Source organism: Pseudomonas mosselii (assembly GCF_003205295.1).
Taxonomy (GTDB): domain Bacteria; phylum Pseudomonadota; class Gammaproteobacteria; order Pseudomonadales; family Pseudomonadaceae; genus Aquipseudomonas; species Aquipseudomonas mosselii_B.
The window spans coordinates 46,394-68,698 of sequence record NZ_QJRP01000024.1 but is presented as its reverse complement, the minus strand read 5'-3'; the positions used below and the strand labels follow the sequence as shown (position 1 = coordinate 68,698).

Annotated in this window: 25 protein-coding genes and 1 tRNA gene; 10 read left to right on the top strand and 16 right to left on the bottom strand. The window is 58.5% G+C overall.

Features of this window, described 5'->3' with window-relative positions:
* The 5 genes from DMX06_RS19675 to DMX06_RS19655 all read left to right on the top strand — a co-directional run.
* The coding region (locus DMX06_RS19675; protein WP_110738981.1) for a mannitol dehydrogenase family protein at window positions 1-1,437 on the top strand (1,437 nt) is incomplete at its 5' end.
* Between the two features lie 16 nt (window positions 1,438-1,453).
* Window positions 1,454-2,944 carry a xylulokinase gene (gene xylB, locus DMX06_RS19670; RefSeq protein ID WP_110738980.1) on the top strand — a complete coding sequence of 497 codons (1,491 nt, stop codon included), beginning with the start codon at window positions 1,454-1,456 and terminating at the stop codon, window positions 2,942-2,944.
* 41 nt (window positions 2,945-2,985) lie between these two features.
* On the top strand, window positions 2,986-3,945 hold the full coding sequence (locus DMX06_RS19665) for a carbohydrate kinase family protein (protein WP_110738979.1): 960 nt from the start codon (window positions 2,986-2,988) through the stop codon (window positions 3,943-3,945).
* A 212-nt stretch (window positions 3,946-4,157) separates the two neighbouring features.
* On the top strand, window positions 4,158-4,721 hold the full coding sequence (locus DMX06_RS19660) for a hypothetical protein (protein WP_110738978.1): 564 nt from the start codon (window positions 4,158-4,160) through the stop codon (window positions 4,719-4,721).
* Window positions 4,718-5,107 carry a hypothetical protein gene (locus DMX06_RS19655; protein WP_023629525.1) on the top strand — a complete coding sequence of 130 codons (390 nt, stop codon included), beginning with the start codon at window positions 4,718-4,720 and terminating at the stop codon, window positions 5,105-5,107. Before DMX06_RS19660 ends, DMX06_RS19655 begins: the two co-directional genes overlap by 4 nt.
* Window positions 5,108-5,232: 125 nt before the next feature.
* Here the strand turns inward: DMX06_RS19655 and DMX06_RS19650 are convergent, their stop codons facing one another.
* From DMX06_RS19650 to DMX06_RS19640, 3 genes are all read right to left on the bottom strand, one after another.
* Window positions 5,233-5,697, bottom strand: coding sequence for a DUF6998 domain-containing protein (locus tag DMX06_RS19650; RefSeq protein WP_110738977.1), 465 nt, complete (start codon window positions 5,695-5,697; stop codon window positions 5,233-5,235).
* 148 nt (window positions 5,698-5,845) lie between these two features.
* Complete coding sequence (locus DMX06_RS19645) at window positions 5,846-6,049, bottom strand: DUF3077 domain-containing protein (protein WP_258378892.1); 204 nt, start codon at window positions 6,047-6,049, stop codon at window positions 5,846-5,848.
* A gap of 181 nt (window positions 6,050-6,230) precedes the next feature.
* Complete coding sequence (locus tag DMX06_RS19640; RefSeq protein WP_028688843.1) at window positions 6,231-6,467, bottom strand: hypothetical protein; 237 nt, start codon at window positions 6,465-6,467, stop codon at window positions 6,231-6,233.
* 474 nt (window positions 6,468-6,941) lie between these two features.
* Here DMX06_RS19640 and DMX06_RS26620 point away from each other — a divergent pair, with 474 nt between their 5' ends.
* The gene (locus DMX06_RS26620) at window positions 6,942-7,226 is read left to right on the top strand and encodes a hypothetical protein (protein ID WP_258378891.1); all 285 of its coding nucleotides are present in this window, start codon (window positions 6,942-6,944) and stop codon (window positions 7,224-7,226) included.
* 27 nt (window positions 7,227-7,253) lie between these two features.
* Window positions 7,254-8,036, top strand: coding sequence for an HNH endonuclease (locus DMX06_RS19635; RefSeq protein ID WP_258378890.1), 783 nt, complete (start codon window positions 7,254-7,256; stop codon window positions 8,034-8,036).
* An 81-nt stretch (window positions 8,037-8,117) separates the two neighbouring features.
* Here the strand turns inward: DMX06_RS19635 and DMX06_RS19630 are convergent, their stop codons facing one another.
* The 11 genes from DMX06_RS19630 to thrS form a co-directional block, all read right to left on the bottom strand.
* Complete coding sequence (locus DMX06_RS19630; protein WP_110738975.1) at window positions 8,118-10,652, bottom strand: DEAD/DEAH box helicase; 2,535 nt, start codon at window positions 10,650-10,652, stop codon at window positions 8,118-8,120.
* 1 nt (window position 10,653) lies between these two features.
* On the bottom strand, window positions 10,654-11,544 hold the full coding sequence (locus DMX06_RS19625) for a HamA C-terminal domain-containing protein (RefSeq protein ID WP_110738974.1): 891 nt from the start codon (window positions 11,542-11,544) through the stop codon (window positions 10,654-10,656).
* A gap of 207 nt (window positions 11,545-11,751) precedes the next feature.
* A tRNA-Pro gene (locus DMX06_RS19620) sits at window positions 11,752-11,828 on the bottom strand.
* 102 nt (window positions 11,829-11,930) lie between these two features.
* Window positions 11,931-12,287: a MerR family transcriptional regulator gene (locus tag DMX06_RS19615; protein ID WP_011533210.1), complete on the bottom strand. Its 357-nt coding sequence runs from the start codon at window positions 12,285-12,287 to the stop codon at window positions 11,931-11,933.
* The gene (gene ihfA, locus DMX06_RS19610) at window positions 12,268-12,570 is read right to left on the bottom strand and encodes an integration host factor subunit alpha (RefSeq protein WP_009394049.1); all 303 of its coding nucleotides are present in this window, start codon (window positions 12,568-12,570) and stop codon (window positions 12,268-12,270) included. The genes DMX06_RS19615 and ihfA overlap by 20 nt, the downstream gene beginning before the upstream one ends.
* A gap of 4 nt (window positions 12,571-12,574) precedes the next feature.
* Window positions 12,575-14,956 carry a phenylalanine--tRNA ligase subunit beta gene (gene pheT / locus DMX06_RS19605; protein WP_110738973.1) on the bottom strand — a complete coding sequence of 794 codons (2,382 nt, stop codon included), beginning with the start codon at window positions 14,954-14,956 and terminating at the stop codon, window positions 12,575-12,577.
* 31 nt (window positions 14,957-14,987) lie between these two features.
* Window positions 14,988-16,004, bottom strand: coding sequence for a phenylalanine--tRNA ligase subunit alpha (pheS, locus tag DMX06_RS19600; protein WP_028691467.1), 1,017 nt, complete (start codon window positions 16,002-16,004; stop codon window positions 14,988-14,990).
* 111 nt (window positions 16,005-16,115) lie between these two features.
* Window positions 16,116-16,472, bottom strand: coding sequence for a 50S ribosomal protein L20 (rplT, locus tag DMX06_RS19595; protein WP_003250671.1), 357 nt, complete (start codon window positions 16,470-16,472; stop codon window positions 16,116-16,118).
* 27 nt (window positions 16,473-16,499) lie between these two features.
* Complete coding sequence (gene rpmI, locus DMX06_RS19590; protein ID WP_003250667.1) at window positions 16,500-16,694, bottom strand: 50S ribosomal protein L35; 195 nt, start codon at window positions 16,692-16,694, stop codon at window positions 16,500-16,502.
* 63 nt (window positions 16,695-16,757) lie between these two features.
* Window positions 16,758-17,309 carry a translation initiation factor IF-3 gene (infC, locus tag DMX06_RS19585; RefSeq protein ID WP_172670897.1) on the bottom strand — a complete coding sequence of 184 codons (552 nt, stop codon included), beginning with the start codon at window positions 17,307-17,309 and terminating at the stop codon, window positions 16,758-16,760.
* Complete coding sequence (thrS, locus tag DMX06_RS19580) at window positions 17,309-19,231, bottom strand: threonine--tRNA ligase (RefSeq protein ID WP_110738972.1); 1,923 nt, start codon at window positions 19,229-19,231, stop codon at window positions 17,309-17,311. The genes infC and thrS overlap by 1 nt, the downstream gene beginning before the upstream one ends.
* A gap of 333 nt (window positions 19,232-19,564) precedes the next feature.
* Here thrS and DMX06_RS19575 point away from each other — a divergent pair, with 333 nt between their 5' ends.
* Window positions 19,565-19,870: a hypothetical protein gene (locus DMX06_RS19575; RefSeq protein WP_110738971.1), complete on the top strand. Its 306-nt coding sequence runs from the start codon at window positions 19,565-19,567 to the stop codon at window positions 19,868-19,870.
* Window positions 19,871-20,033: 163 nt separating this feature from the next.
* Window positions 20,034-20,246 carry a cold-shock protein gene (locus DMX06_RS19570; protein WP_007956027.1) on the top strand — a complete coding sequence of 71 codons (213 nt, stop codon included), beginning with the start codon at window positions 20,034-20,036 and terminating at the stop codon, window positions 20,244-20,246.
* 248 nt (window positions 20,247-20,494) lie between these two features.
* On the opposite strand, the gene DMX06_RS19565 is transcribed toward DMX06_RS19570, so the two are convergent.
* On the bottom strand, window positions 20,495-20,815 hold the full coding sequence (locus DMX06_RS19565; protein WP_110738970.1) for an I78 family peptidase inhibitor: 321 nt from the start codon (window positions 20,813-20,815) through the stop codon (window positions 20,495-20,497).
* Between the two features lie 289 nt (window positions 20,816-21,104).
* Here DMX06_RS19565 and DMX06_RS19560 point away from each other — a divergent pair, with 289 nt between their 5' ends.
* Complete coding sequence (locus DMX06_RS19560; protein ID WP_110738969.1) at window positions 21,105-21,317, top strand: hypothetical protein; 213 nt, start codon at window positions 21,105-21,107, stop codon at window positions 21,315-21,317.
* Here DMX06_RS19560 and DMX06_RS19555 read toward each other — a convergent pair.
* Window positions 21,289-22,299: a nucleoside hydrolase gene (locus DMX06_RS19555; RefSeq protein ID WP_110738968.1), complete on the bottom strand. Its 1,011-nt coding sequence runs from the start codon at window positions 22,297-22,299 to the stop codon at window positions 21,289-21,291. The genes DMX06_RS19560 and DMX06_RS19555 overlap by 29 nt on opposite strands.
* Between the last annotated feature and the right edge of the window lie 6 nt (window positions 22,300-22,305).

Genomic DNA, 22,305 nt, shown 5'->3' with positions numbered 1-22,305 from the left:
ACCGTCGCCCGCCCCACCTACGACCCAACCCAACTATGCCAGGGCATCGCCCACATCGGCGTCGGCGGCTTCCACCGCGCCCACCAGGCCGCCTACACCGACGCCCTGATGAACTGCGGCGAAGGCCTCGACTGGGCCATCTGCGGCATCGGCTTACGCGGCGAAGACCGCGCCATGCGCGACGCCCTGGCCGGCCAGGACCATCTCTACACCCTGTTCGAACTGGGCGACCAGCCCGACACCAAGGTACGCGCAATCGCCGCCATCAACGGCATGCTGCTGGCCGAGGACGGCGCCGAACCGCTGCTGGCCAAGCTGACCGAACCCAATATCCGCATCGTCTCCCTGACCATCACCGAAGGCGGCTACTGCATCGACGACAGCACCGGCGAATTCCGCGCCGACCTGCCGCAGATCCAGCACGACCTGGCCAACCCGCAAGCCCCACAAAGCGTGTTCGGCTTCCTCTGCGAAGCCCTGCGCCGCCGCCGCGAGGCAGGCAGCGGGCCGTTCACCGTGATGTCGTGCGACAACCTCCCGCACAACGGCGACGTCGCCCGCAAAGCCCTGCTGGCCTTCGCCCACCTGCAGAACCACGACCTTGCCCGGTGGATCGACGGCCACGTCAGCTTCCCCAACGCCATGGTCGACCGCATCACCCCGATGACCAGCCCCGCCCACCGCCAGCAACTGCGCGAACGCCATGGCGTCGACGATGCCTGGCCGGTGGTGTGCGAGCCGTTTTTGCAATGGGTGGTGGAAGACAACTTCGTCGCCGGCCGCCCGGCCTGGGAAAAGGTCGGCGTGCAGTTCACCCGCGACGTCACGCCCTATGAAGAGATGAAGATCAAGCTGCTCAACGGCAGCCACCTGGCCCTCACCTACCTGGGCTTCCTTCAGGGCTACCGTTTCGTCCACGAAACCCTCGCCGACCCGCTGCTGCGCCGCTACATGCACGCCTTCATGGACCAGGACGTAACCCCGCAACTGGCCCCGGTGCCCGGCATTGATCTTGAGCGCTACAAGCAAAGCCTCGGCGAACGCTTCGCCAACCGCGCCATCGCCGACCAGCTGGAGCGCGTGTGCTCCGACGGCTCGTCGAAGTTCCCCAAGTTCATCGTGCCCACCGCCAACCGCCTGATCGCCGACGGCAAGCCCCTGGAGCGCGTGGCCCTGGTGGTGGCCGCCTGGGCCCTGTACCTGCGCGGCGAGGACGAACAGGGCACCCGCTACAGCATCCCCGACCCCCGCGCCGCCGACTGCCAGGCCCGGGTGGTACAGCACGACGGCCTGGCCGCCCGGGTGCTGGGTGACGAAGCGATCTTCGGCACCGCCATCCCCGCGTCCAAGGCTTTCGTCAGCGCCTTCGAGCGCCTGTACGACAGCTTGCGCGAAGTCGGCGTGAGTGAAACCCTGCGCCAGGTCCTCGGCGACTGACACGGAGCCCTTCGAGATGGACGGATTGTTCCTCGGCATCGATTGCGGCACCCAGGGCACCAAGGCCCTGGTGCTGGACGCCGGCAGCGGCCAGGTGCTCGGCCTGGGCAGCGCCGCCCATGCACCGCCCCAAGGCCGTGACGGCCGGCGTGAGCAGGACCCAGCCGACTGGCTGGAAGCCCTGCGTGCGGCGGTGGCCGCTGCTTTGCGAGAAGCCGGTGTGGATGGCCACGCGATCCGCGCACTGGCCGTGTCCGGCCAGCAGCACGGCCTGGTGATGCTCGATGCACAGGGCCAGGTGCTGCGCCCGGCGAAGCTCTGGTGCGATACCGAGAGCGCGCCCGAGAACCAGGCATTGCTCGATGCGCTCGGCGGTGCCCAAGGCTCGCTCGAACACCTCGGGTTGGTGATCGCGCCGGGTTATACCCTGTCCAAGTTGCTATGGACCAAGCGTCACCACCCCAACCTGTTCGCCCACCTCACCCATATCCTGCTGCCCCACGACTACCTCAATCACTGGCTGACCGGCCGCGCCTGCACCGAACCCGGCGACGCCTCCGGCACCGGCTATTACGATGTGCGCAGGCGAACCTGGGCGCCCGATGTCCTTCAGCACATCGAGCCGGGCGAGCGTCTATTGGCGGCGCTGCCTGAGTTGGTCGAATCCGGCGACTGCATCGGCACCTTGCGCGAACAGGCTGCCGCTGCACTCGGCCTGAGCCCACAGACCTGGGTGGCCACGGGCGGCGGCGACAACATGCTTGGCGCCATCGGCACCGGCAATATCGCCCCCGGCATGATCACCCTGAGCCTCGGCACCTCCGGCACCCTGGCCGCCTACGCCGACCAACCCCACGTCAGCCCCCTGGGCGAAGTGGCGACCTTCTGCGCTTCCAGCGGCGGCTGGCTGGCGTTGATCTGCACCATGAACCTGACCAGCGCCAACACGCTGGTGCGCTACCTGCTGGAACTCAACCTCGACCAATTCACCGCACTCGCCGCCCGAGCCCCGATCGGCGCCGACGGCCTGCTGATGCTGCCCTTCTTCAACGGCGAGCGCGTCCCCGCGTTGCCCGAAGCCACCGCCAGCCTGCACGGCATGACCAGCGCCAACCTGACCCGCGCCAACCTCTGCCGCGCCGTGCTCGAAGGCACCAGCTTCAGCCTGCGTTACGGCCTCGACCTGCTGCGCGCCAGCGGCCTGCCAGGCAGCGAAATCCGCCTGGTCGGCGGCGCGGCGAAAAGCCCGCTGTGGCGCCAGACACTGGCCGACCTGCTCGGCCTGCCGGTGGTATGCCCCCGACAGACCGAAGCCGCCGCCCTGGGCGCCGCGATCCAGGCCGCCTGGAGCCTCGGTCGCCAGCTGGGCCAGGGCGACAGCCTCGAAACCCTGTGCAAACGCTGCGTCGCCCTCGACGAAAGCACCCGCACCCTGCCCCGCCCGGCGCAACAGGCCGAGTACGAGGTCGCCTATCAACGCTACCGGAATCAACTGCCTGCACGATGAGTGCAGGTATCCTTCCCTTGTCTTTCGTTCTGGAGAACTGCATGTACCTGGTGTGTGGCGAGGCCCTGTTCGATGTCTTCAGCGTGGAAAACAGCAGCCGCAACAACGAGCTGGGGTTTACCGCGATTGCCGGCGGGTCGCCGTTCAACGTGGCTGTTGGCCTGCGTCGGCTGGGCGTGGAATCGGCGTTGTTCGGCGGGTTGTCCAGCGACTACCTCGGTGCCCGGCTGCGGCGGGTGCTGGAAGAGGAACGGGTGGACTGCCGCTATGTGGTGACCAGCGATGCGCCGACCACCCTGGCCATGGTCGGGCTGGATGCCAATGGCTCGGCGCAGTATCAGTTTCGCGGTGAAGGGTGTGCGGATCGGCAGGTAATGCTGGCGCATCTGCCGGAGTTGGATGAGTGTGTGCGGGGAATCCATGTGGGCTCGTACACCCTGGTGGTGAAGCCCGTGGCCGATACGCTGATGGCGCTGGTGGAGCGCGAGCGGGACCGGCGGCTGATCAGCCTTGATCCGAATGTGCGGCTTAATCCGCAGCCGGATGTGGTGCTGTGGCGGCGGCAGGTGGAGGCGTTTGCCGGACATGCGCATGTGATCAAGGCCAGTGAGGAAGACATCGCCTTGCTCTATCCGGGCCGGGAGACTCGTGACGTGGCACGAGGCTGGCTAAACGATCGCTGCCGACTCGTTTTCATCACCCATGGAGCAGACGGTGCCAGTGTGCATTGCGCACATGGCTCATGGCAGCGCCCAGCGGATATGTCGTTGCCGGTAAGCGACACCGTCGGCGCCGGTGACACCTTCCAAGCCGCCGTGCTCGCCTACCTGGCTCGTCTCGGAGCAGACAGCCCGGCCGCGATAGCGACGCTCCCCCATAAAACCATCGATGCAATCCTCGCCTACGCAATCCATGCCGCAGCGATCACCTGCTCGCGAACAGGCCCGAACCTGCCCTTCGACCATGAGCTGCCAGCCAATCCATACGCCGCCCCCCTGTAGGAGCGGCCTTGCGTCGCGAAAGGACCGCAAAGCGGTCCCAGCGATTTCCGCTCAATCCACAATCCCGAATCCGACGGCCCACCATCCAAGACTCCGCTTACTGCCTCACCGCGCTACAAGCCTTTGGCCATTAGCACAACCGCCCTAATCGACCCTGCTCACCCAGCGCTCGTATAGTCCCTTCTTGATTACATAAATCGGGAAAGGACTCCATGCGTCACAGCCTTCCACTCCCCTGCCGATGGCTGGCCATCCTGGCCATGGCCTGCAGCACCCCGGCCCTGGCCGAGCAAGCCGCGGGCGACTACTGGATCATCTACGGCAAAGGCGAACGCCTGCACAACGAGGTCTACGTCGCCGATGCCGCCGGCATCCTGCAAAAGCCCGGTGGCGTGCAATCGGCCCAGGTCATGCAGCTGTTCGAAGACCCGGCCTTCCCGACCCTCGCCGCCTACGAGGTGCAGGTCAAATGCAAACAGCGCCAGATCCGCCTGGACAGCGCCCGGGCGATTCGTCGCTTCGACGGCGCCGTGCGCGATGTGAAAACCAACGCTAAAGACTGGGCCGCACCAAAGGACTACTGGCTGCAGCGCACCTTCGCCTTCGTCTGCGCCCCCGACAACCGCGCGCGCAACCAGATGTTGTCGATCGGCAAGATGCCGGCGGCGAAGATGGTCGCCACCATCCAGGCCATGTTCATCCAGTTGATCGGCGTCCAGGCCAACAGCCAGGCGGTGCAGGAGCTGGACGACATGCTGGGCAACACCCCACGATGAGCACGCGCCCTCTGCTGGTCCTTGGCCTGTTGCTGCCTGCGCTGGCCGGCTGCATCCCGACCCTGCCGGAGCTGATGGCGGGCAACCAATGGCAAGGGCGCGACGCCAAGCAGGCCATCGACTTCTTCGGCCCGCCCATGCGCATGGAGCCGTTGCCCGGCGGCGCAGGGGTGCAGTTGGGCTGGTACCGCGATACCACCTACGTGCAAAAGGAGGTGGTCGGCAGCACCGCCGAGATGCAAGGTAACGTGATGGTCCATACCAACTACTGGGACGACGTGGCCCATCCTGGTGGCTGCACGATCCTGATGTCGGTGAACAAGGCGCGGCAGATCAACGATTTCTCCACCAAGGGCCGCTGTAACGGCGTGAACCTGGCGCCATAGCGACAAGGCGAAAAACAAATCCTGTGGGAGCGGACCTACCCGCGAACACCGGCGCAGCCGGTGCCATCCACCACAGGGCCTGCTTCGTAGCGAGCTGAGGGCCCACCCTGCCAAACCAACCCCGCTCAACGCCGCGGTATCCGATCCTGCTCAGCCACCGTGCCATTTAGCCGCCTGAGCATGGCCATCAGATTCCCATGCAACCCCGTACGCGTAGGCCTACGTCCAGCCAGTTGCTGCTGAATCAAGTAGCCCGGACCGTTGTAGACCTCTTCAAACGTGCCGTCCCGGTTCATGCGAATACCGAGGTAATAGTCAGGCACGTGGTGCACGGGAAATGTCAGGGTGGTGCCGAAGGTGGTCTTGATTTGCACATTACGCCCTGCATCACAAACCGCATCGTGATGCTTGGTGAGCCCGTCATTGAGCGTCAGCCTGTACGCCAGGCTCGCCACCACCTCGCCGATATCGCCGACCAACCTGCCGTCCAGAGTAAAAGGCTTGCCAGGATAGGCCGCCTGCAGTTGCCCGACAGCGGCGAATAGATCGTGCAGCGCGTTTTTGATCTTCGGTTCAATGGTCACATCCATGGGCGGGCCTATAGCTGAATACGGTGTCGTCGGCGGTACAGCGCACAACGTTGCTCTGTAGCGCTGGATTAGTGCAGCTGAATATTCCCTCACAAACTCAGAATGGGAAAGCGCCCAGGCAATATTGCCCGGGCGATTTACTCAATCGCTATTCGGCCGGCAAACGAACCGTCAGCACATGATTCACATCCTGGGCCAACGCCTTGGCCATACCACTGAGGTAATGCACCGCCGTCAGCAACGTAGGCAGATGATCAGTCTCCACCATCGCCAGATCACTGATCTTGTGCACCGCACACATCAGCACGGTCGCCTGCTCCACCGCATGGTCCAGCGGATGCCCCGCCACCACGCGGAACAGCGGGTCTTACACCCCCACCTCCACGCCTTCGCCGAAATGCCCGACGCCGGTGGTGGCGAGTTTCTTGATGCGCGGGATTTGCAATTCCTTATCCATACCATTCCTCCTGCGGCCCCGCGAACGGCGCGGGGCCTGATCGGTGAACATCAAGTGCGAGCCCAGGCTCGCCAGGTCAGTGCCGGGATTGCACGCGGCTTAGCGCCACTTCCACCAGGGTGCGGGCGCTGTCGATTTCGTGCATGGCGGCGAGGGTCAGGACCTGGCCTGGGGGTTTGGCGTGGAGCAGAACGGTCTGCTGGCTGACGGTCAGGGCGCAGACGAGGTATTCGGAGATCTGGACCAAAAGGTCTTCGAGGGTGTGGGTGGTGTATTTGTCGTGTAGCGGTGGATCGGGGACGATCTTTAGCATGATTACACTCCTTCATCGGGATAGAACCGCCAAGATCCTGCTGTCAAACAGAATGGTGGCAGCGGTACGTGGGTTGACAGACCGAGGATGAAGGAACCCGGCGCACACGAGGTGCCCCACGTACAGCCGCCATAAGCGACAACGTGCAATCCTTCTATCAGCTACGGCCTGTCAAAGCCGTGTCGCGGGTTTGGTAGCGACTTGGCGAGACTAGATGGCTGATGAGACGGCTGCAATGGCTGCAAAGCGCTAGGAGTATGTTTCGGAAACGGACTACAGAGAAGAGGGAAAATCCGATTCCGGAGCCCCTGGGCATGCCTGCTGACACAAGGCGTATGTCCCTGGAATGCATACGATCTCTTGCGAGGCCACCACTATAGCAGTGGCGCTTTGCCAGTTTTTCTTGAACCGTTTGATCACTTTGGCGACGATGGGGAAATTTCCTACAAACATCGGCGACAAAGGGCAGCACACGTGGCGATCAAAGCTGTATCGAAGGAACGTATTGACGAGGCTTTGCTGGAATTTGACCGCGACTTTAGAGGAAGACGAGAGTGGCTTGGCTGGGAGACGAACCTGCCCCACCGCTACGCGATTGCTGTAGGGGGTACATCGTATCCAGCAAAGAAAATAGTCTCCTTGGCTACCGGTATCGCAGTGGGCCAATTCCCTGGCGGACACCTCACAAACCGCTATTTAGAAAAGCGTGGGTTTACCATCATCGAGCTGCAAAGCACTGGTCTAGAAGTAGTCCTGTAGTTCGAGCCTGGGGCCATTTACGATCGAGTGACTGAAATCAACGGACCATTCGGGGGTAGCCGACAGAGCGGCATAGCGGCATCTGCTACCTACCCGGCGATTTTCTTGTTTACAGGCGATAGTGGCGAGCAATACGGCTATGCCGACCGCTGGGAGAACGGTGCGTTTCTCTACACCGGTGAAGGGCAGCGTGGGCCTATGACATTGAACCGTGGCAACAGAGCTGTCGCTGAGCATGCTGAGACAGGTCGTGCGCTTCATCTGTTCAAATCGCTCGGTAAAGGGAAAGGTAATCGCTATATAGGTGAGTTCTGCTGCGCCGACGTCTTTGAACGAATCCAACCGGATATTGATGGTGAGGATCGTACTGCTCTTGTATTCAGATTGGTACCTGTGGGCAGCCCAGAGCTAAATGTCGAAACTGAGTTGGAGGCAGAGGTTGAGCTCGCAGATTCGTTAGCAGAGGCTCGAATAGCTGCCTTTGCTGCATGTAAGCCGGTAACGAATACAATCGACCAATCAGCGCATCGCAAAATTTATCAGCGTAACCGAAAGGTCACCCACTATGTCCTTATGCGTGCAAAAGGTCTATGTGAGAGCTGTGGAAAGCCAGCTCCATTCATGAAGAAGGATGGTACCCCCTATCTGGAGCCACACCATGTAAACCGGCTCTCCGATGGCGGACTGGACCACCCTCGATATATAGGAGCTATCTGCCCTGCCTGCCACCGAGAAATTCACTCTGGAATTCTAGGCACCATAAAAAATGAAAAACTGAAGAAACAACTTAAACTTATTGAGATTAACTGACCTCTCGCTTGCGGCTTACAACATAAGTTGTAAGCCCAGCAGCAACCCAGCGTATTTCTTTAAAAACAAGAAGCCCCATAATTAAGCAACCATTCGAGATATATCCTCATAGTAGACACTCCCTTTGTTGAGCTCACGCAAAAGCCTATTAAAATCAACTCCTTTCACCGAACCATTCACGACTTTCACTGCTTCACCATAGCGCTTCTTCAAAAATAGCGCAGTATGCCTCGAAAGTCCAACTAACTGCATTGCCGAAACGACCTTATCATTTGTCCCAAACTCCAAGAACTGAGCCCAATTAGCACCAGCATTATCCCCATACTTCCAGTGCAAACATTGGTAATAGTGCCCCAAGTAATTCTCAAAAATATACTTAAGCTTATGCTCAATATCTTCGATAAAATTGTTAACCACCACACTTATGTGCGCCTTATTAGAAGGATCAATTTTAACAAGTTTTTTACCAATTCTAACCTTACCCCCCTCTCTGCTAAGAGAGCCGGCAATCAATGAATTGAGAGAATCACCCGCAATCATCCATCTATGCATCAACCATGCGTAATAAGGAATACTATTTGGGTTAATTTTCTTCTCGCGCAAGTCAAACCTGTATAGATCGAAAATTTTCCGTAAAACTGTTTCTATTTCAGGAATTTTTGGCCATGGCTTCAAGCGAAGATCAATACTCTCCTCCCTGGCAATAACCTTAAATGCGTGATCTTGGATTTCCAAACCAATGTAATGATTCGCCCTTGCAATATTAAGCGGAATACTAATATCACTATTGATTGAGCGAGCGCGCGCCAAGATTTTACCTTGCTCATTCTCCTCGAGATAACTTAAGAGCGGACTCACATATCCATCTTCACGCCTAAGCATATCAAGACGAACAATATCAGAGATTCGACCTGATAATTTATGACCAACATAGTCATCTTGATCTAGCCTTGCAATAACAGCATTCCTCTCCTCTATAGTCATTGGAAGTACAGAAGGCCAAATTTCTACCTCTCTTTTTCTTTCGTCCAGCAGCTCCAAACTTTTCCAGTGTTCTTGATCATCACGAAGACATATTATATTTCCAGAAAACTCCTTTGTAAGGCGGCCAGCTCGACCTGCAAGGTTCCAGAAATCCACAGTCTCTAATTTTGAGGGGCCCTTTTTGTTTGACATAATAAAAATTGTCTTTGCAGGAAGGTTAACTCCCTCAAGAAGAGTTGAGGTACAGAATAAAAAACTTATGTTACCTTCTCTAAAAAGCCGCTCAACCAATTGCCTAATAGCTTGAGGCAGTTTTCCGTAATGAAAAGCGATACCACACTCAATTAGATCGGCCAATTCATAGTCCGCATGAATAAACTCCCTTATTTGGGAGGCCGCGTCCAACAATACCGGATCAACCTTTATCCTTTTTCGCCCAACCAAAAAAGCTTTAAATTCTCGAGACCTAGTCAGCGCCCCAGCAATGGAGCTACAGTATATTATTTTCGACCCTCCCCGAGAAACATTAAGAATAACATCATATGCGGACCTTTTTTTGACAAATACCTCCCTAGACATATCAAGAGTTAGATCCCTATGCATACCCTTAGCTATTTTATTGACAAGATCCACAAAATAAAGGTTCTGCCCCGTAGCCCCTTCCGAAGTTTTAAAAACGTTAATCGGCTTATTGAACAGCGCTAATAGTACTTCTGGATTCAGAATATTAGGAGATGAAAAATATAGCCGCAACCTCCCATTCCTCTCGAGCGACTGCTCAATAGCTTGATACGAAACTATGCTTCTTCCGTCTTTCTTAGAAGCCAGTTTGTGAGCCTCATCTACTAGAAGGTAACCGAAAGAATATTTTGGGGCTCCATTTAAAAGACTAAGTATCCGCTCAGGAGTCAATATGAATATATAGCGTTTCGATGCATCCGCATCTAGGTAAGATGTTGCATAGGAATTAGTCGCCAGAATGTAGCCCTCTGAGCTTAGTAATTCACGCAACCGACCATAAATATCTGAAACCATCTGAGCAATAAGTGCTCGAGTAGGCACCATAACTACAATATCTTGCCTTCCCTTTTCGAGCAAAATACTTCTAACAAATTCAACTATGACAAATGACTTCCCCATTGAGGTGGGGCCTGAAAAGCTCAAGCTTTGACTACTTCTCAATTTGCCGAACAATTCGTATTGTTTATCTGTAAAAGATAGTCGCGTCCCGTCAACCCTTTGCAACTCCCGCTTTATATGAGACTCAAGCTTTCGCTCTATCGGCAAACAATCAAAATATTCTTTTTGTTCAGGAAGAAGTTCAAGACCCGGCCAAATCCCCAACTTATTCAAAATCGCGTGCAGATAGACCCTCACTGCCTCTAGATTCGAATTGGACTCATACAGATTACTAACAACTCGATAAGCTAAGCCTCTATTCAGCTCAACAGGTGACGCAGACAGTATATCGGCGAACTTCAAAAGATGCACAACCTGCCTTTCTGTGACCTCCTCACAAGGTAAGTTGAACGTGCAAAAATCTCTATTTCTTTGAGCGAGCTCGTACAACTTACGAAAGTACGGAGAGATGACGACGTCCGTTGCCAACCGCTCAATAACGGTCTTTTCCACCTTACGCCTCCGCTAGTCTTTTTATTAGAAGCTGACGAGTCTCATCTAATTTTGTAAATGGAACAACATAAACATGGAAGTCATAACCATACAATTCATGACGCTCAATAGCGGCCTGAATATTCGTAAACGACTCAAAAACTTCAGAACTAACTTTTTCGTAGACCAAGCTTCTAAACTTATCGTTCGGGAGTTTTATTTCACTTTCAGAGATTTCAACATTATAGCCAATGAACAAAGCAAACGCATAGTCAACATCTATTAATTGGTCGCTTTCAGACGGCAACAAAATTGATTTTAAAAAAAAGTACTCTTCATCAGTAACAGCCTCTTTCAGAAGCTGCGAGTCTACTAGTGTGGTCTCAAAATTTAGCTTTTCCGAAGAGAATTTCTTTATTGATCGAAAAGCATCGGAAACACCATCCAACAGCTTAGGACGCATTTTCGACTCACCGAACAAAATTTTGTGCTGTGCATCCGGGAGGGATAGAAGATGCACTCCGTCTGCACCTTTCACGTAGTCATTTGATGAAGTTTTTATCTCCAGTTTTGAAAGCAATTTCGGTGCTTTTAGGTGCGTTTCTAAGAAAGAATATAGAAGAATTTCTCCTAACTCACCATCATTCTGACTATACTTTCTAAGCTTTTCTCTAGCTTCAACAAACGCTTTCCCTCCGTATGTTCCCTGATACTCCTTCAACCTCGTATTTGAAAGGGCATAAGTTATTATTACATCATACAGTTCTGACACTAGAGCTTCATATATAAAACGATTACTTCTGATATCCAGTACAAATAAATTTAGGTGACTTGTCCCTGCCTCGCAGCATTGAGTATCCAAATGCCTGAATAAATTGAGAAATTTCTGGCTCACCTTAGGAGAAAATTCCATTTACTACCCTTACGATGCATGCTGCATTTTTTGACTGATAGCTAAGGATATCGCTTTTAGAGTGTCTCGCAATAGCCATCAGCCATCAGCCATCAGCCATCAGCCATCAGCCATGGCAGTCTCATCTTGAACCTTGAATGCACAACCTAAATTTTTGGCACACAAAAAAGCCCAGTCGTTTCCGACTGGGCTTTTTCGTTTCAATAATGGTCGGGACGGAGTGATTCGAACACTCGACCCCTTGCACCCCATGCAAGTGCGCTACCGGGCTGCGCTACGCCCCGACAAGGCGGTTCTCAATGTTGCCGAGAACGAGAAGAAATGTACCCTAACCTTTTGATTAATGGAAGCTTTTTTTAAAAAAACTTTCCATTCGTCGGCTTTGGTCACTTCTTGAGCACCACCAACACATCCTCCAACTCCGCAATCATCTGCCGAATCAGCTGCTTGTACTGGCTGGACTCATCCTTGACCTCATCACTGGAGAGCCTTAACCGCGCCCCGCCAATGGTAAAGCCCTGGTCATACAGCAAAGCGCGGATCTGGCGGATCATCAGCACGTCCTGGCGCTGATAATACCGCCGGTTGCCACGCCGCTTCACCGGGTTGAGCTGCGGAAACTCCTGCTCCCAGTAGCGCAGCACGTGCGGTTTTACCGCACAGAGCTCGCTGACTTCACCGATGGTGAAGTAGCGTTTGCCCGGGATGGGGGGCAGCTCGTCGTTATGGCTTGGTTCCAGCATAGGCCTCTACCCGGGCTTTCAGCTTCTGCCCTGGACGAAAGGTGACGACGCGGCGCGCGGTGATCGGGATCTCTTCCCCTGTTTTAGGGTTGCGGCCCGGCCGCTGGCGTTTGTCGCGAAGGTCGAAGTTGCCGAAACCGGACAACTTGACCTGCTCGTTGTCTTCAAGCGCGTGCCGAATTTCTTCGAAAAACAGCTCGACCAGCTCCTTGGCCTCACGCTTGTTAAGCCCCAGCTCCTCGTACAGCCTTTCGGCCATCTCAGCTTTCGTCAGAGCACCCATGCCGTTATTTCCTTAACGTGGTGTTCAACCTTTGTTCAAGCGAGGTGAGGATGGTTTGCAGGGTTTCATTCACCTCATCGTCGTTAAGAGTGCGCGATGGATGTTGCCAGGTCAAGCCGACGGCCAGGCTTTTTCTATCAGGATCAATGCCTTTACCCTGGTAGACGTCAAACAGCCTGAGGTCTGTGAGCCATTCGCCTGCATTGTCACGAATTACTTCAAGCACGGAGCTCGAAGCTACATCACGACCTGCGATCAAGGCCAAGTCACGGCGGGTTTCCGGGAACTTGGACAGTTCGCTGAACTTCGGCAGGCGGCCTTCGACTACATCGCCGAGCACCAGCTCGAAGACGAACACCGGGCGGTCGAGGCCGAGGGTCTTGGCCAGCTCCGGGTGGATGGCGCCGAGGTAGCCGACTTCCTTGCCATCGCGCTCGATGCGGGCGGTCTGGCCTGGGTGCAGGGCTGGGTGCTTGCCGGCGACGAAGCTGAAGTCGCTCAGGGCACCGGAGTAGCCCAGCAGGGCCTCGACATCGGCTTTGACGTCGAAGAAGTCGATGCCGTCGCGACCGTTCGCCCAGCCTTCTGGCTGGCGGCTGCCGGTGACGACGCCGGCGATCATCGGCTGCTGCTTGAGGTCACCGAGCTGGCCGACGAAGCGCAGGCCGCTTTCGAACAGGCGCACGCGGTCTTGCTGGCGGTTGAGGTTGTGCTGCATCGCCTTGACCAGGCCCGGCCACAGCGAGGCGCGCATGGCGGCCATGTCGCTGGAGATGGGGTTGGCCAGCAGCAGCGGCTCGACGCCTGGGGTGAACAGCTCGAACAGTTTCGGGTCGATGAAGCTGTAGGTGATGGCTTCCTGGTAGCCGCGGGCGACCAGCAGGCGACGCAGGTTCGGCAGCTCGCCGCGGGTTTCCGGGCGGGCTTGCGGGGCCAGGCGGGCCTGCGGGTAGCGCACCGGCAGGTTGTTGTAGCCGTACAGGCGGGCCAGCTCTTCGATCAGGTCGACTTCCAGGCTGACGTCGAAGCGGTGGCTTGGAACGGTGACCGTCCACTGCCCTGCCCCATTGGCGCTGGTTTTCAGCTCCAGGGCGTTGAGCAGTTGCTCGACCTGGGGGGCGTCCATTTCCATGCCGAGCATCTGGGTGATGCGTTCGGCGCGCAGGGTGATCGGCGCGATGTTCGGCAGGTGCTGCTCGCTCACGGTCTCGACTACGGGGCCTGCTTCGCCGCCAACGATCTCGAGGATCAGGGCGGTGGCGCGCTCCATGGCTTCACGGGCCAGTTGCGAGTCCACGCCGCGCTCGTAGCGGTGCGAGGCGTCGGTGTGCAGGCCGTAGGAACGGGCCTTGCCGGCGACGGAGATCGGCTCGAAGAAGGCGCTTTCCAGGAACAGGTCGCGGGTCTTCTCGGTGTTGACGCCGCTGTGCTCGCCACCCATCACGCCGGCAATGGCCAGGGCGCGGGTATGGTCGGCGATCACCAGGGTGTCGGCGCGCAGGGCGACTTCCTGGCCGTCCAGCAGGACGAGCTTCTCGCCCTCCTCGGCCATGCGTACGCGGATGCCGCCATTGATTTCGGCGAGGTCGAAGGCGTGCATCGGCTGGCCGAGTTCGAGCATCACGTAGTTGGTGATGTCGACGGCGGCGTCGATGCTGCGCACGTCGCTGCGGCGCAGGCGCTCGACCATCCACAGCGGGGTCGGCTTGCTCAGGTCGACGTTGCGGATCACTCGGCCCAGGTAGCGTGGGCAGGCGGCCGGGGCGCTGACTTCGACCGGGCGCACTTCGTCGTGGGCGGCCGGTACGGCTGGCACCACAGGGCGGGTGACCGGCACGTCGTACAGGGCGCTGACGTCACGGGCCAGGCCCGCCAGGGACAGGCAGTCGCCGCGGTTCGGGGTCAGGCCGATCTCGATGCTGGCGTCGTCCAGGTTCAAGTACTGACGGATGTCCTGGCCCACCGGGGCGTCGGCGGCCAGCTCCAACAGGCCATCGTTTTCTTCGGTGATCTGCAGTTCAGCCGCCGAGCAGAGCATGCCGAACGACTCGACGCCGCGCAGCTTGGCCTTCTTGATCTTGAAGTCGCCCGGCAGTTCGGCGCCGATCATGGCGAACGGGATCTTGATGCCTGGGCGGGCATTCGGGGCGCCGCAGACTACCTGGAAGGTCTCTGCGCCGTTGCTCACCTGGCACACGCGCAGCTTGTCGGCGTCCGGGTGTTGTTCGGTGGTGAGGATCTCGCCCACCACGATGCCGCTGAACTGGCCGGCAGCGGGGGTCACGCTGTCGACTTCGAGGCCGGCCATGGACAGGCGGGCGACCAGTTCGTCACGGGAGACTTGCGGGTTTACCCAACCGCGCAGCCACTGTTCACTGAATTTCATGCTGTTCTCCTGAAAGTTGCGTCGATTGGGCCTAGCGGAATTGAGCCAAGAACCGCAGGTCGTTGTCGAAGAACAGACGCAAATCGTTGACGCCATAGCGCAGCATGGCCAGGCGCTCGGCACCCATGCCGAAGGCGAAGCCCTGGAACTCTTCCGGGTCGATGCCGGACATGCGCAGCACGTTCGGGTGGACCATGCCGCAGCCCATCACTTCCAGCCAGCCGGTCTGCTTGCAGACGCGGCAGCCCTTGCCGGAACACATCACGCACTGGATGTCGACTTCGGCGGACGGCTCGGTGAAGGGGAAGAACGACGGGCGGAAGCGCACGGCCAGTTCTTTCTCGAAGAACACCCGCAGGAACTCTTCGATGGTGCCCTTGAGGTCGGCGAAGTTGATGCCACGGTCGATCAGCAGGCCTTCGACCTGGTGGAACATCGGCGAGTGGGTGATATCCGAGTCGCAGCGGTACACACGGCCTGGGCAGACGATGCGGATCGGCGGCTGGGTGCTTTCCATGGTGCGGACCTGGACCGGCGAGGTGTGGGTGCGCAGCAGCATGTTGGCGTTGAAATAGAAGGTGTCGTGCATCGCCCGGGCCGGGTGGTGGCCGGGGATGTTGAGCGCTTCGAAGTTGTGGTAGTCGTCTTCGACCTCGGGGCCTTCGGCAATGCCGTAGCCGATGTGAGTGAAGAACTGCTCGATGCGCTCGAGGGTACGGGTGATCGGGTGCAGCCCACCGGTGGTCTGGCCACGGCCTGGCAGGGTCACGTCGATGCATTCGGCGGCCAGGCGAGCGTTGAGCTCGGCCTCTTCAAAACCGGCCTTGCGTGCGTTGAGCACGTCGGTGACGCGTTCCTTGGCGTCGTTGATCAGCGCGCCAACCTTGGGGCGCTCTTCGGCTGGCAGGTTGCCCAGGGTCTTCATCACCTGGGTCAGCTCGCCTTTCTTGCCGAGGAATTGGACCCGGATCTGTTCCAGGGTAGTGATGTCTTCAGCGCGTTCCACGGCCTCGAGGGCTTGGGCGACCAGCGCGTCCAGGTTTTCCATGTACAGACTCCAGATACGAAAATAGGGGAAGAGCTTTTGAAGGCTCTTCCCCTATCCGATGACGTTTTACACCCGACGGCGCAGGCGCCGCCGGATGATTGTCGTGGGTACTTAAGCCAGTACGGCTTTAGCCTTCTCGACAATCGCAGCAAACGCCGCTTTTTCGTTCACTGCCAGATCGGCCAGAACCTTACGGTCGATTTCGATCGACGCCTTTTTCAGGCCAGCAATCAGACGGCTGTACGACAGACCGTTGGTGCGGGCACCGGCGTTGATACGAGCGATCCACAGTGCGCGGAACTGACGCTTCTTCTGGCGACGGTCGCGGTAGGCGTATTGGCCTGCCTTGATGACCGCTTGCTTGGCTACACGGAATACGCGCGAACGTGCACCGTAGTAACCTTTAGCCAGTTTCAGAATTTTTTTGTGACGCTTACGAGCGATAACGCCGCGCTTAACACGAGCCATGAGTAACTTCCTCTATCTTAACCAGAATTAACGAACGCGCAGCATGCGCTCGACTTTTGCCACGTCAGACGGGTGCAGCAGGCTGGCACCGCGCAGTTGACGCTTACGCTTGGTCGACATTTTGGTCAGGATGTGGCTCTTGAAAGCGTGCTTGTGCTTGAAGCCGGAAGCCGTCTTCAGGAAGCGCTTCGCAGCACCGCTCTTGGTTTTCATTTTTGGCATGTTGGAACTCCGCATTCGAATAAAAATTACACAATAATCATCAGGCCTGCCGTGCCCGGGAGATTACTTCTTCTTTTTGGGGGCGATGACCATCATAAGCTGGCGTCCTTCCATCTTCGGATGCTGCTCAACGGTGCCGTATTCCACGAGGTCAGCTTCGACCCGCTTCAACAGCTCCATGCCCAGCTCCTGGTGGGCCATCTCACGGCCGCGGAATCTCAGAGAGATCTTGGCCTTGTCCCCATCGCTAAGGAAACGTACCAGGTTGCGTAGTTTTACCTGGTAATCCCCTTCTTCCGTCCCTGGACGAAACTTGATTTCTTTGATCTGGATCTGCTTCTGGTTCTTCTTGGCTTCGTTGGCCTGCTTCTTCTTCTCGAAGAGGTGCTTGCCGTAGTCCATCACCTTGCAGACGGGCGGTACCGCGTCTGCAGAGATTTCCACCAGATCCAGCTTCGCTTCATCAGCGATACGCAGCGCTTCATCAATCGAGACGATGCCAATCTGCTCGCCGTCAGCACCAATTAACCGAACCTCGCGTGCCGAGATATTCTCGTTGATCGGGGCTTTCGGTGCAGTTCGTTTATCGTTTCTCATTTCACGCTTAATAGTCATTACTCCGATTCTTGGCGACCACGCCGGGAAACCGCTTGCGACAGCAGCTCAGCGAACTGCGCGACGGGCATCGAGCCCAGGTCTGCGCCTTCGCGGGTGCGCACAGCGACGGTTTGCGTTTCGACTTCGCGATCCCCTATAACCAAAAGATAAGGGACCCGCAGCAACGTATGCTCGCGGATTTTAAAGCCGATCTTCTCATTTCTCAAGTCCGACTTGGCACGGAATCCGCTACCGTTCAGGGCTTTTTCCACTTCGAGGGCGAAATCGGCCTGCTTGTCGGTGATGTTCATGATCACCGCCTGGGTCGGCGCGAGCCAGGCCGGGAACACGCCGGCGTAGTGTTCGATGAGCATGCCGATGAAGCGTTCGAACGAACCGAGGATGGCGCGGTGCAGCATCACCGGGCGCACGCGGCTGTTGTCTTCGGCGATGTAGCTGGCGTCCAGGCGCTCGGGCAGGTTCGGGTCGTACTGCAGGGTGCCGCACTGCCAGTTACGGCCGAGGCAGTCGCGCAGGGTGAACTCGATCTTCGGACCGTAGAACGCGCCCTCGCCCGGTTGGTATTCCCACTCCAGGCCCGACTCGTTCAGGGCGTCGGCCAGGGCGCCTTCGGCGCGGTCCCACAGCTCTTCGGAGCCCACGCGCTTGGCGGGGCGGGTCGAGAGCTTCATGGCGACGTCGGTGAAGCCGAAGTCCTTGTATACGTCCAGGGTCAGCTTGATGAAGTCGGCGGCTTCTTTCTTCACCTGGTCTTCGGTGCAGAAGATGTGCGCGTCGTCCTGCACGAAGCCACGCACGCGCATGATGCCGTGCAGGGCGCCGGACGGCTCGTTACGGTGGCAGGCACCGAACTCGGCCAGACGCAGCGGCAGGTCGCGGTACGACTTGAGGCCCTGGTTGAACACCTGCACGTGGCACGGGCAGTTCATCGGTTTTACCGCGTAGTCGCGGTTTTCCGACGAAGTGGTGAACATGTTCTCGGCGTAGTTGGACCAGTGGCCGGAACGCTCCCAGAGGATGCGGTCGACGACCTGCGGGGTCTTGATTTCCTGGTAGCCGTTTTCACGCTGAACCTGGCGCATGTACTGCTCGAGCACCTGGTACACGGTCCAGCCGTTGGCGTGCCAGAACACCATGCCCGGGGCTTCTTCCTGCAGGTGGAACAGGTCGAGCTGCTTGCCGATCTTGCGGTGGTCGCGTTTTTCGGCTTCTTCGATGCGCTGGATGTAGGCGGCCAGCTGCTTCTTGTCGGCCCAGGCAGTGCCGTACACGCGCTGCAACTGCTCGTTCTTGGCATCGCCGCGCCAGTAGGCGCCGCTGAGCTTGGTCAGCTTGAACGCTTTGAGGAAACGGGTGTTCGGCACGTGCGGGCCACGGCACATGTCGACGTATTCTTCGTGGTAGTACAGGCCCATGGCCTGTTCATCCGGCATGTCCTCGACCAGGCGCAGCTTGTAGTCTTCGCCACGCTGGGTGAACACGTCGATGACTTCGGCGCGCGGGGTCATCTTCTTGACGACGTCGTAGTCCGTGTCGATCAGCTGCTGCATGCGCTTTTCGATGGCGGCGAGGTCGTCCGGGGTGAAGGGACGCTCGTAGGCGATGTCGTAATAGAAGCCTTCGTCGATCACCGGGCCGATCACCATGCGGGCGGTCGGGTACAGCTGCTTCACCGCGTGGCCGATCAGGTGGGCGCACGAGTGACGAATGATCTCCAGTCCCTCTTCATCTTTAGGGGTGATGATCTGCAGGGTGGCGTCGTGGTCGATCTTGTCGCAGGCATCGACGAGCTTGCCGTCGACCTTGCCGGCCAAGGTGGCCTTGGCCAGGCCAGCACCAATGGATGCGGCGACTTCAGCTACGGATACCGGCTGGTCGAACGTGCGTTGACTGCCATCGGGAAGAGTAATAATGGGCATGGCGCCTCCTCTCCTAGTGGTGACCCCTACCAAAGGTCACGTGGGTTGGGATGAGCCAGTACAAGATCCGCCCTGCCTTTCCCGCGGGAAAGCCTGCCTCACAGTGGCAGAGACCTTTCGGCCTGCCAGGGACGAACCAGAGTGACTGGAAGGTAAAAGTTGCAGGCCGCCAGTGGCGAGCCGCAAGCCGAGCATGCTAGCACGCGGGTTGCACCGGGTCGCAGAAATATTTGGAAATTACGCCGCCGGGGTGAACTTGTGCGGAAAATTTCCTATCAGACCTTCTGAAGCAACCTACTCTTGATGAGACCTTTACCCAAGGAGTGTTCGGTTATGCGACTTCAGTCCCTTCTGGCTGCCTGCGCCGCAAGCGCCCTGCTGCTGCCGCTGGCTGCCAACGCAGGCAATTTTCCCGCCGGCAAGGAGGCGCCCTACATGGCTCAATGCCAACAGGTGGCGAGCGGCCAGGGCGTGGACGCGGCGACGGCGAAGAAGCACTGCGAATGTGGCGCCAAAGTGATCAAGGAGAAATTCACCGACAAGGAAATCAATGACCTCACCACCGCGGAGGATGGCGTTGACGCCAATCTGATGCAGAAGGCCCAGCAGGCAGTACGGGCCACCTGCACCGCAAAATAGGCAGGGTTGACTGGCCATTGCACGCATCTTTTGCGCTGGATCAACATCCTGCGAAGGTAAAAGGCGCTAGATACGCAGAAATGGACTATAGTGTCGTCGGTGCTGCTGAAGCTACCGCGACACTGCACCCCGATAAAAAATCATGTTTCTGGAGATTCACCCCATGTCCAATCGCCAAACCGGCACCGTCAAGTGGTTCAACGATGAGAAAGGCTTCGGCTTCATCACTCCTCAAGGCGGCGGCGACGACCTGTTCGTACACTTCAAGGCCATCGAAACCGACGGTTTCAAAAGCCTGAAAGAAGGCCAAACTGTTTCCTTCGTAGCCGAAAAAGGCCAGAAGGGCATGCAGGCTGCGCAGGTTCGTCCGGAGTAATTTTCGGATAGCTGCAAAAAAACCCGCCACTTGTGGCGGGTTTTTTATTGGCTGCGCTGCAGCCCGTCGGAATCGGCTACCTTGAATGGTCAGGCTGGCCGCCCCGCCCTGTGGGAGCGGCCTTGTGTCGCGAAAGGGGCGCGTAGCGGCCCCGGGTTCTTCGCCACAACACAGATCGCCGGGGCCGCTTTGCGGCCCTTTCGCGGCGCAAGGCCGCTCCTACAGGGGGCGGCAGCGCCGGGCTTGGATCAACCGCAGTTGACGCGGGTAACCACACCCTTGTCGTCGACATTCAGGTTCAGCCGCTCGGAGCGGTATTCCAGGGTGATCATGTCGTGGGGCTTGAGGATGCGCGCCATCTGCGAGCCACTGGCCTTGCGCGCCTGCTCCATCAACTCTGGCGAGGCCAGCTTGCCGATGGTGAAGTCGGCGCCACTGGCTTCGCAGCGGCCGTCATTGCCGGCCGGGGTGGCCTGGGCACTGCTGCCGCCCGAGGAGCCACCAGTGCTGCAACCTGCCAGAACGGAAGCCACCAGCAAGGTCGCCAGGGAAGCGCGGGTACGGAACATGAATCCTCCTAAATAAATCCGGGAACTGCCTGATGCGACAATTCCTCCAGGCATTTGTTGCACAACCGCACGATTCTGCCTGACTCGGCCACTTGACGCGAAAGGCAATCGTGACCGGATTTTGCACCGAACCGCCGGTTCGGCCAACCGCGCCCCTTATGCTTAAGTCGCAGGTCCTGTCACGCAAAGGCATGATTTACTGCAAGTAAGCGGAGCGCGCAACGCCTCCCCTTCGAACGCCAGGACGCGGTATTCGACCTATCACCCAGGCCCCAGCGAGAACCGCCCCATGAGCAGCCACAGCATCGACGCCGATATCAAGGTCAAGTGGGACGAGGGCCAGAGCGCCTACAGCCCGAGCACGCCCGAAGAACTGATGCTGATCGCCGTCGACCTGCTGGTGCGCGACCGCGGCGGTGACGCGGCGCGCAGCTTCATCGAGCAAGTGCTCGAGCGCCACGCGCCGCATGAGGCTATTTCAATCGAGCCAGGCGGGCGCTGAGCAGATCGAAGAAGCCCTGGGCGTTGCCCTCCTTGATCCACGTCACGTTGGCCGGCTGCTTGAGCACGCCATACCAGTCGGCGACGGTCTGGCCGAAGGTCGGGCCTTCGCGGCTGTCGACCACCATGTGCACCTGCCGACCCTCGAACAGATCAGGCTTGAGCAGGTAGGCAATGACGCTGGCGTCATGCACCGGGCCGCCGGGCATGCCGTAGTTGTCCATGTCGAACTTGATGTAGGCGTTGAGGATATCCACCACCAGCTTGCTGGCATTGTTGTTCACTGCCGCCAGCTGCTTGAGGCGGGCGTCGCTGGTGAGCACCTTGTGGGTGACGTCCAGCGGCAGGTAGGTCAGCTTGACGCCGCTGGCCAGCACCACTTCGGCGGCGTGGGGGTCGGCGAACAGGTTGAATTCGGCAGCCGGAGTGATGTTGCCGCCGTTGAAGTGGGCACCGCCCATCACCACCACTTCCTTGATGCCGTTGACGATCTCGGGCTTCTGGATCAGCGCCAGGGCCAGGTTGGTCTGCGGGCCGAGCATGGCGATGGTGATGCTGTGGGGCTCGGCGGCGCCCAGGGTGTCGATCAGGTATTGCACGGCATTGCCGTTGGCCAGGGGCTTTTTCGGTTCGTGGACCTGGACGCCGGTCAGGCCTTCCTCGCCATGGACGTTGGCGGCGTAGATCGGCGTGCGCACCATCGGCCGCCCTGCCCCGGCGTACACCGGGATCTCTTCGCGGCCGGCCCATTCACGGGCCAGGCGGGCGTTGCGCGAGGTCTTTTCCAGGCGCACGTTGCCGGCCACGGTGGTGATGGCGCGGATCTTCAGCTCCTCGGGCGAGGCCATGGCCAGCAGCAGGGCCACCACGTCGTCGGCGCCGGGGTCGGTGTCGATGATCAGGTCACGGGGCGCGGCCATGACGGCGGTGGCGGCTAGCGCGGACATGAGGACGGCTCCTTGGAGCAGGGTTTTGAGGGACATTCAGCA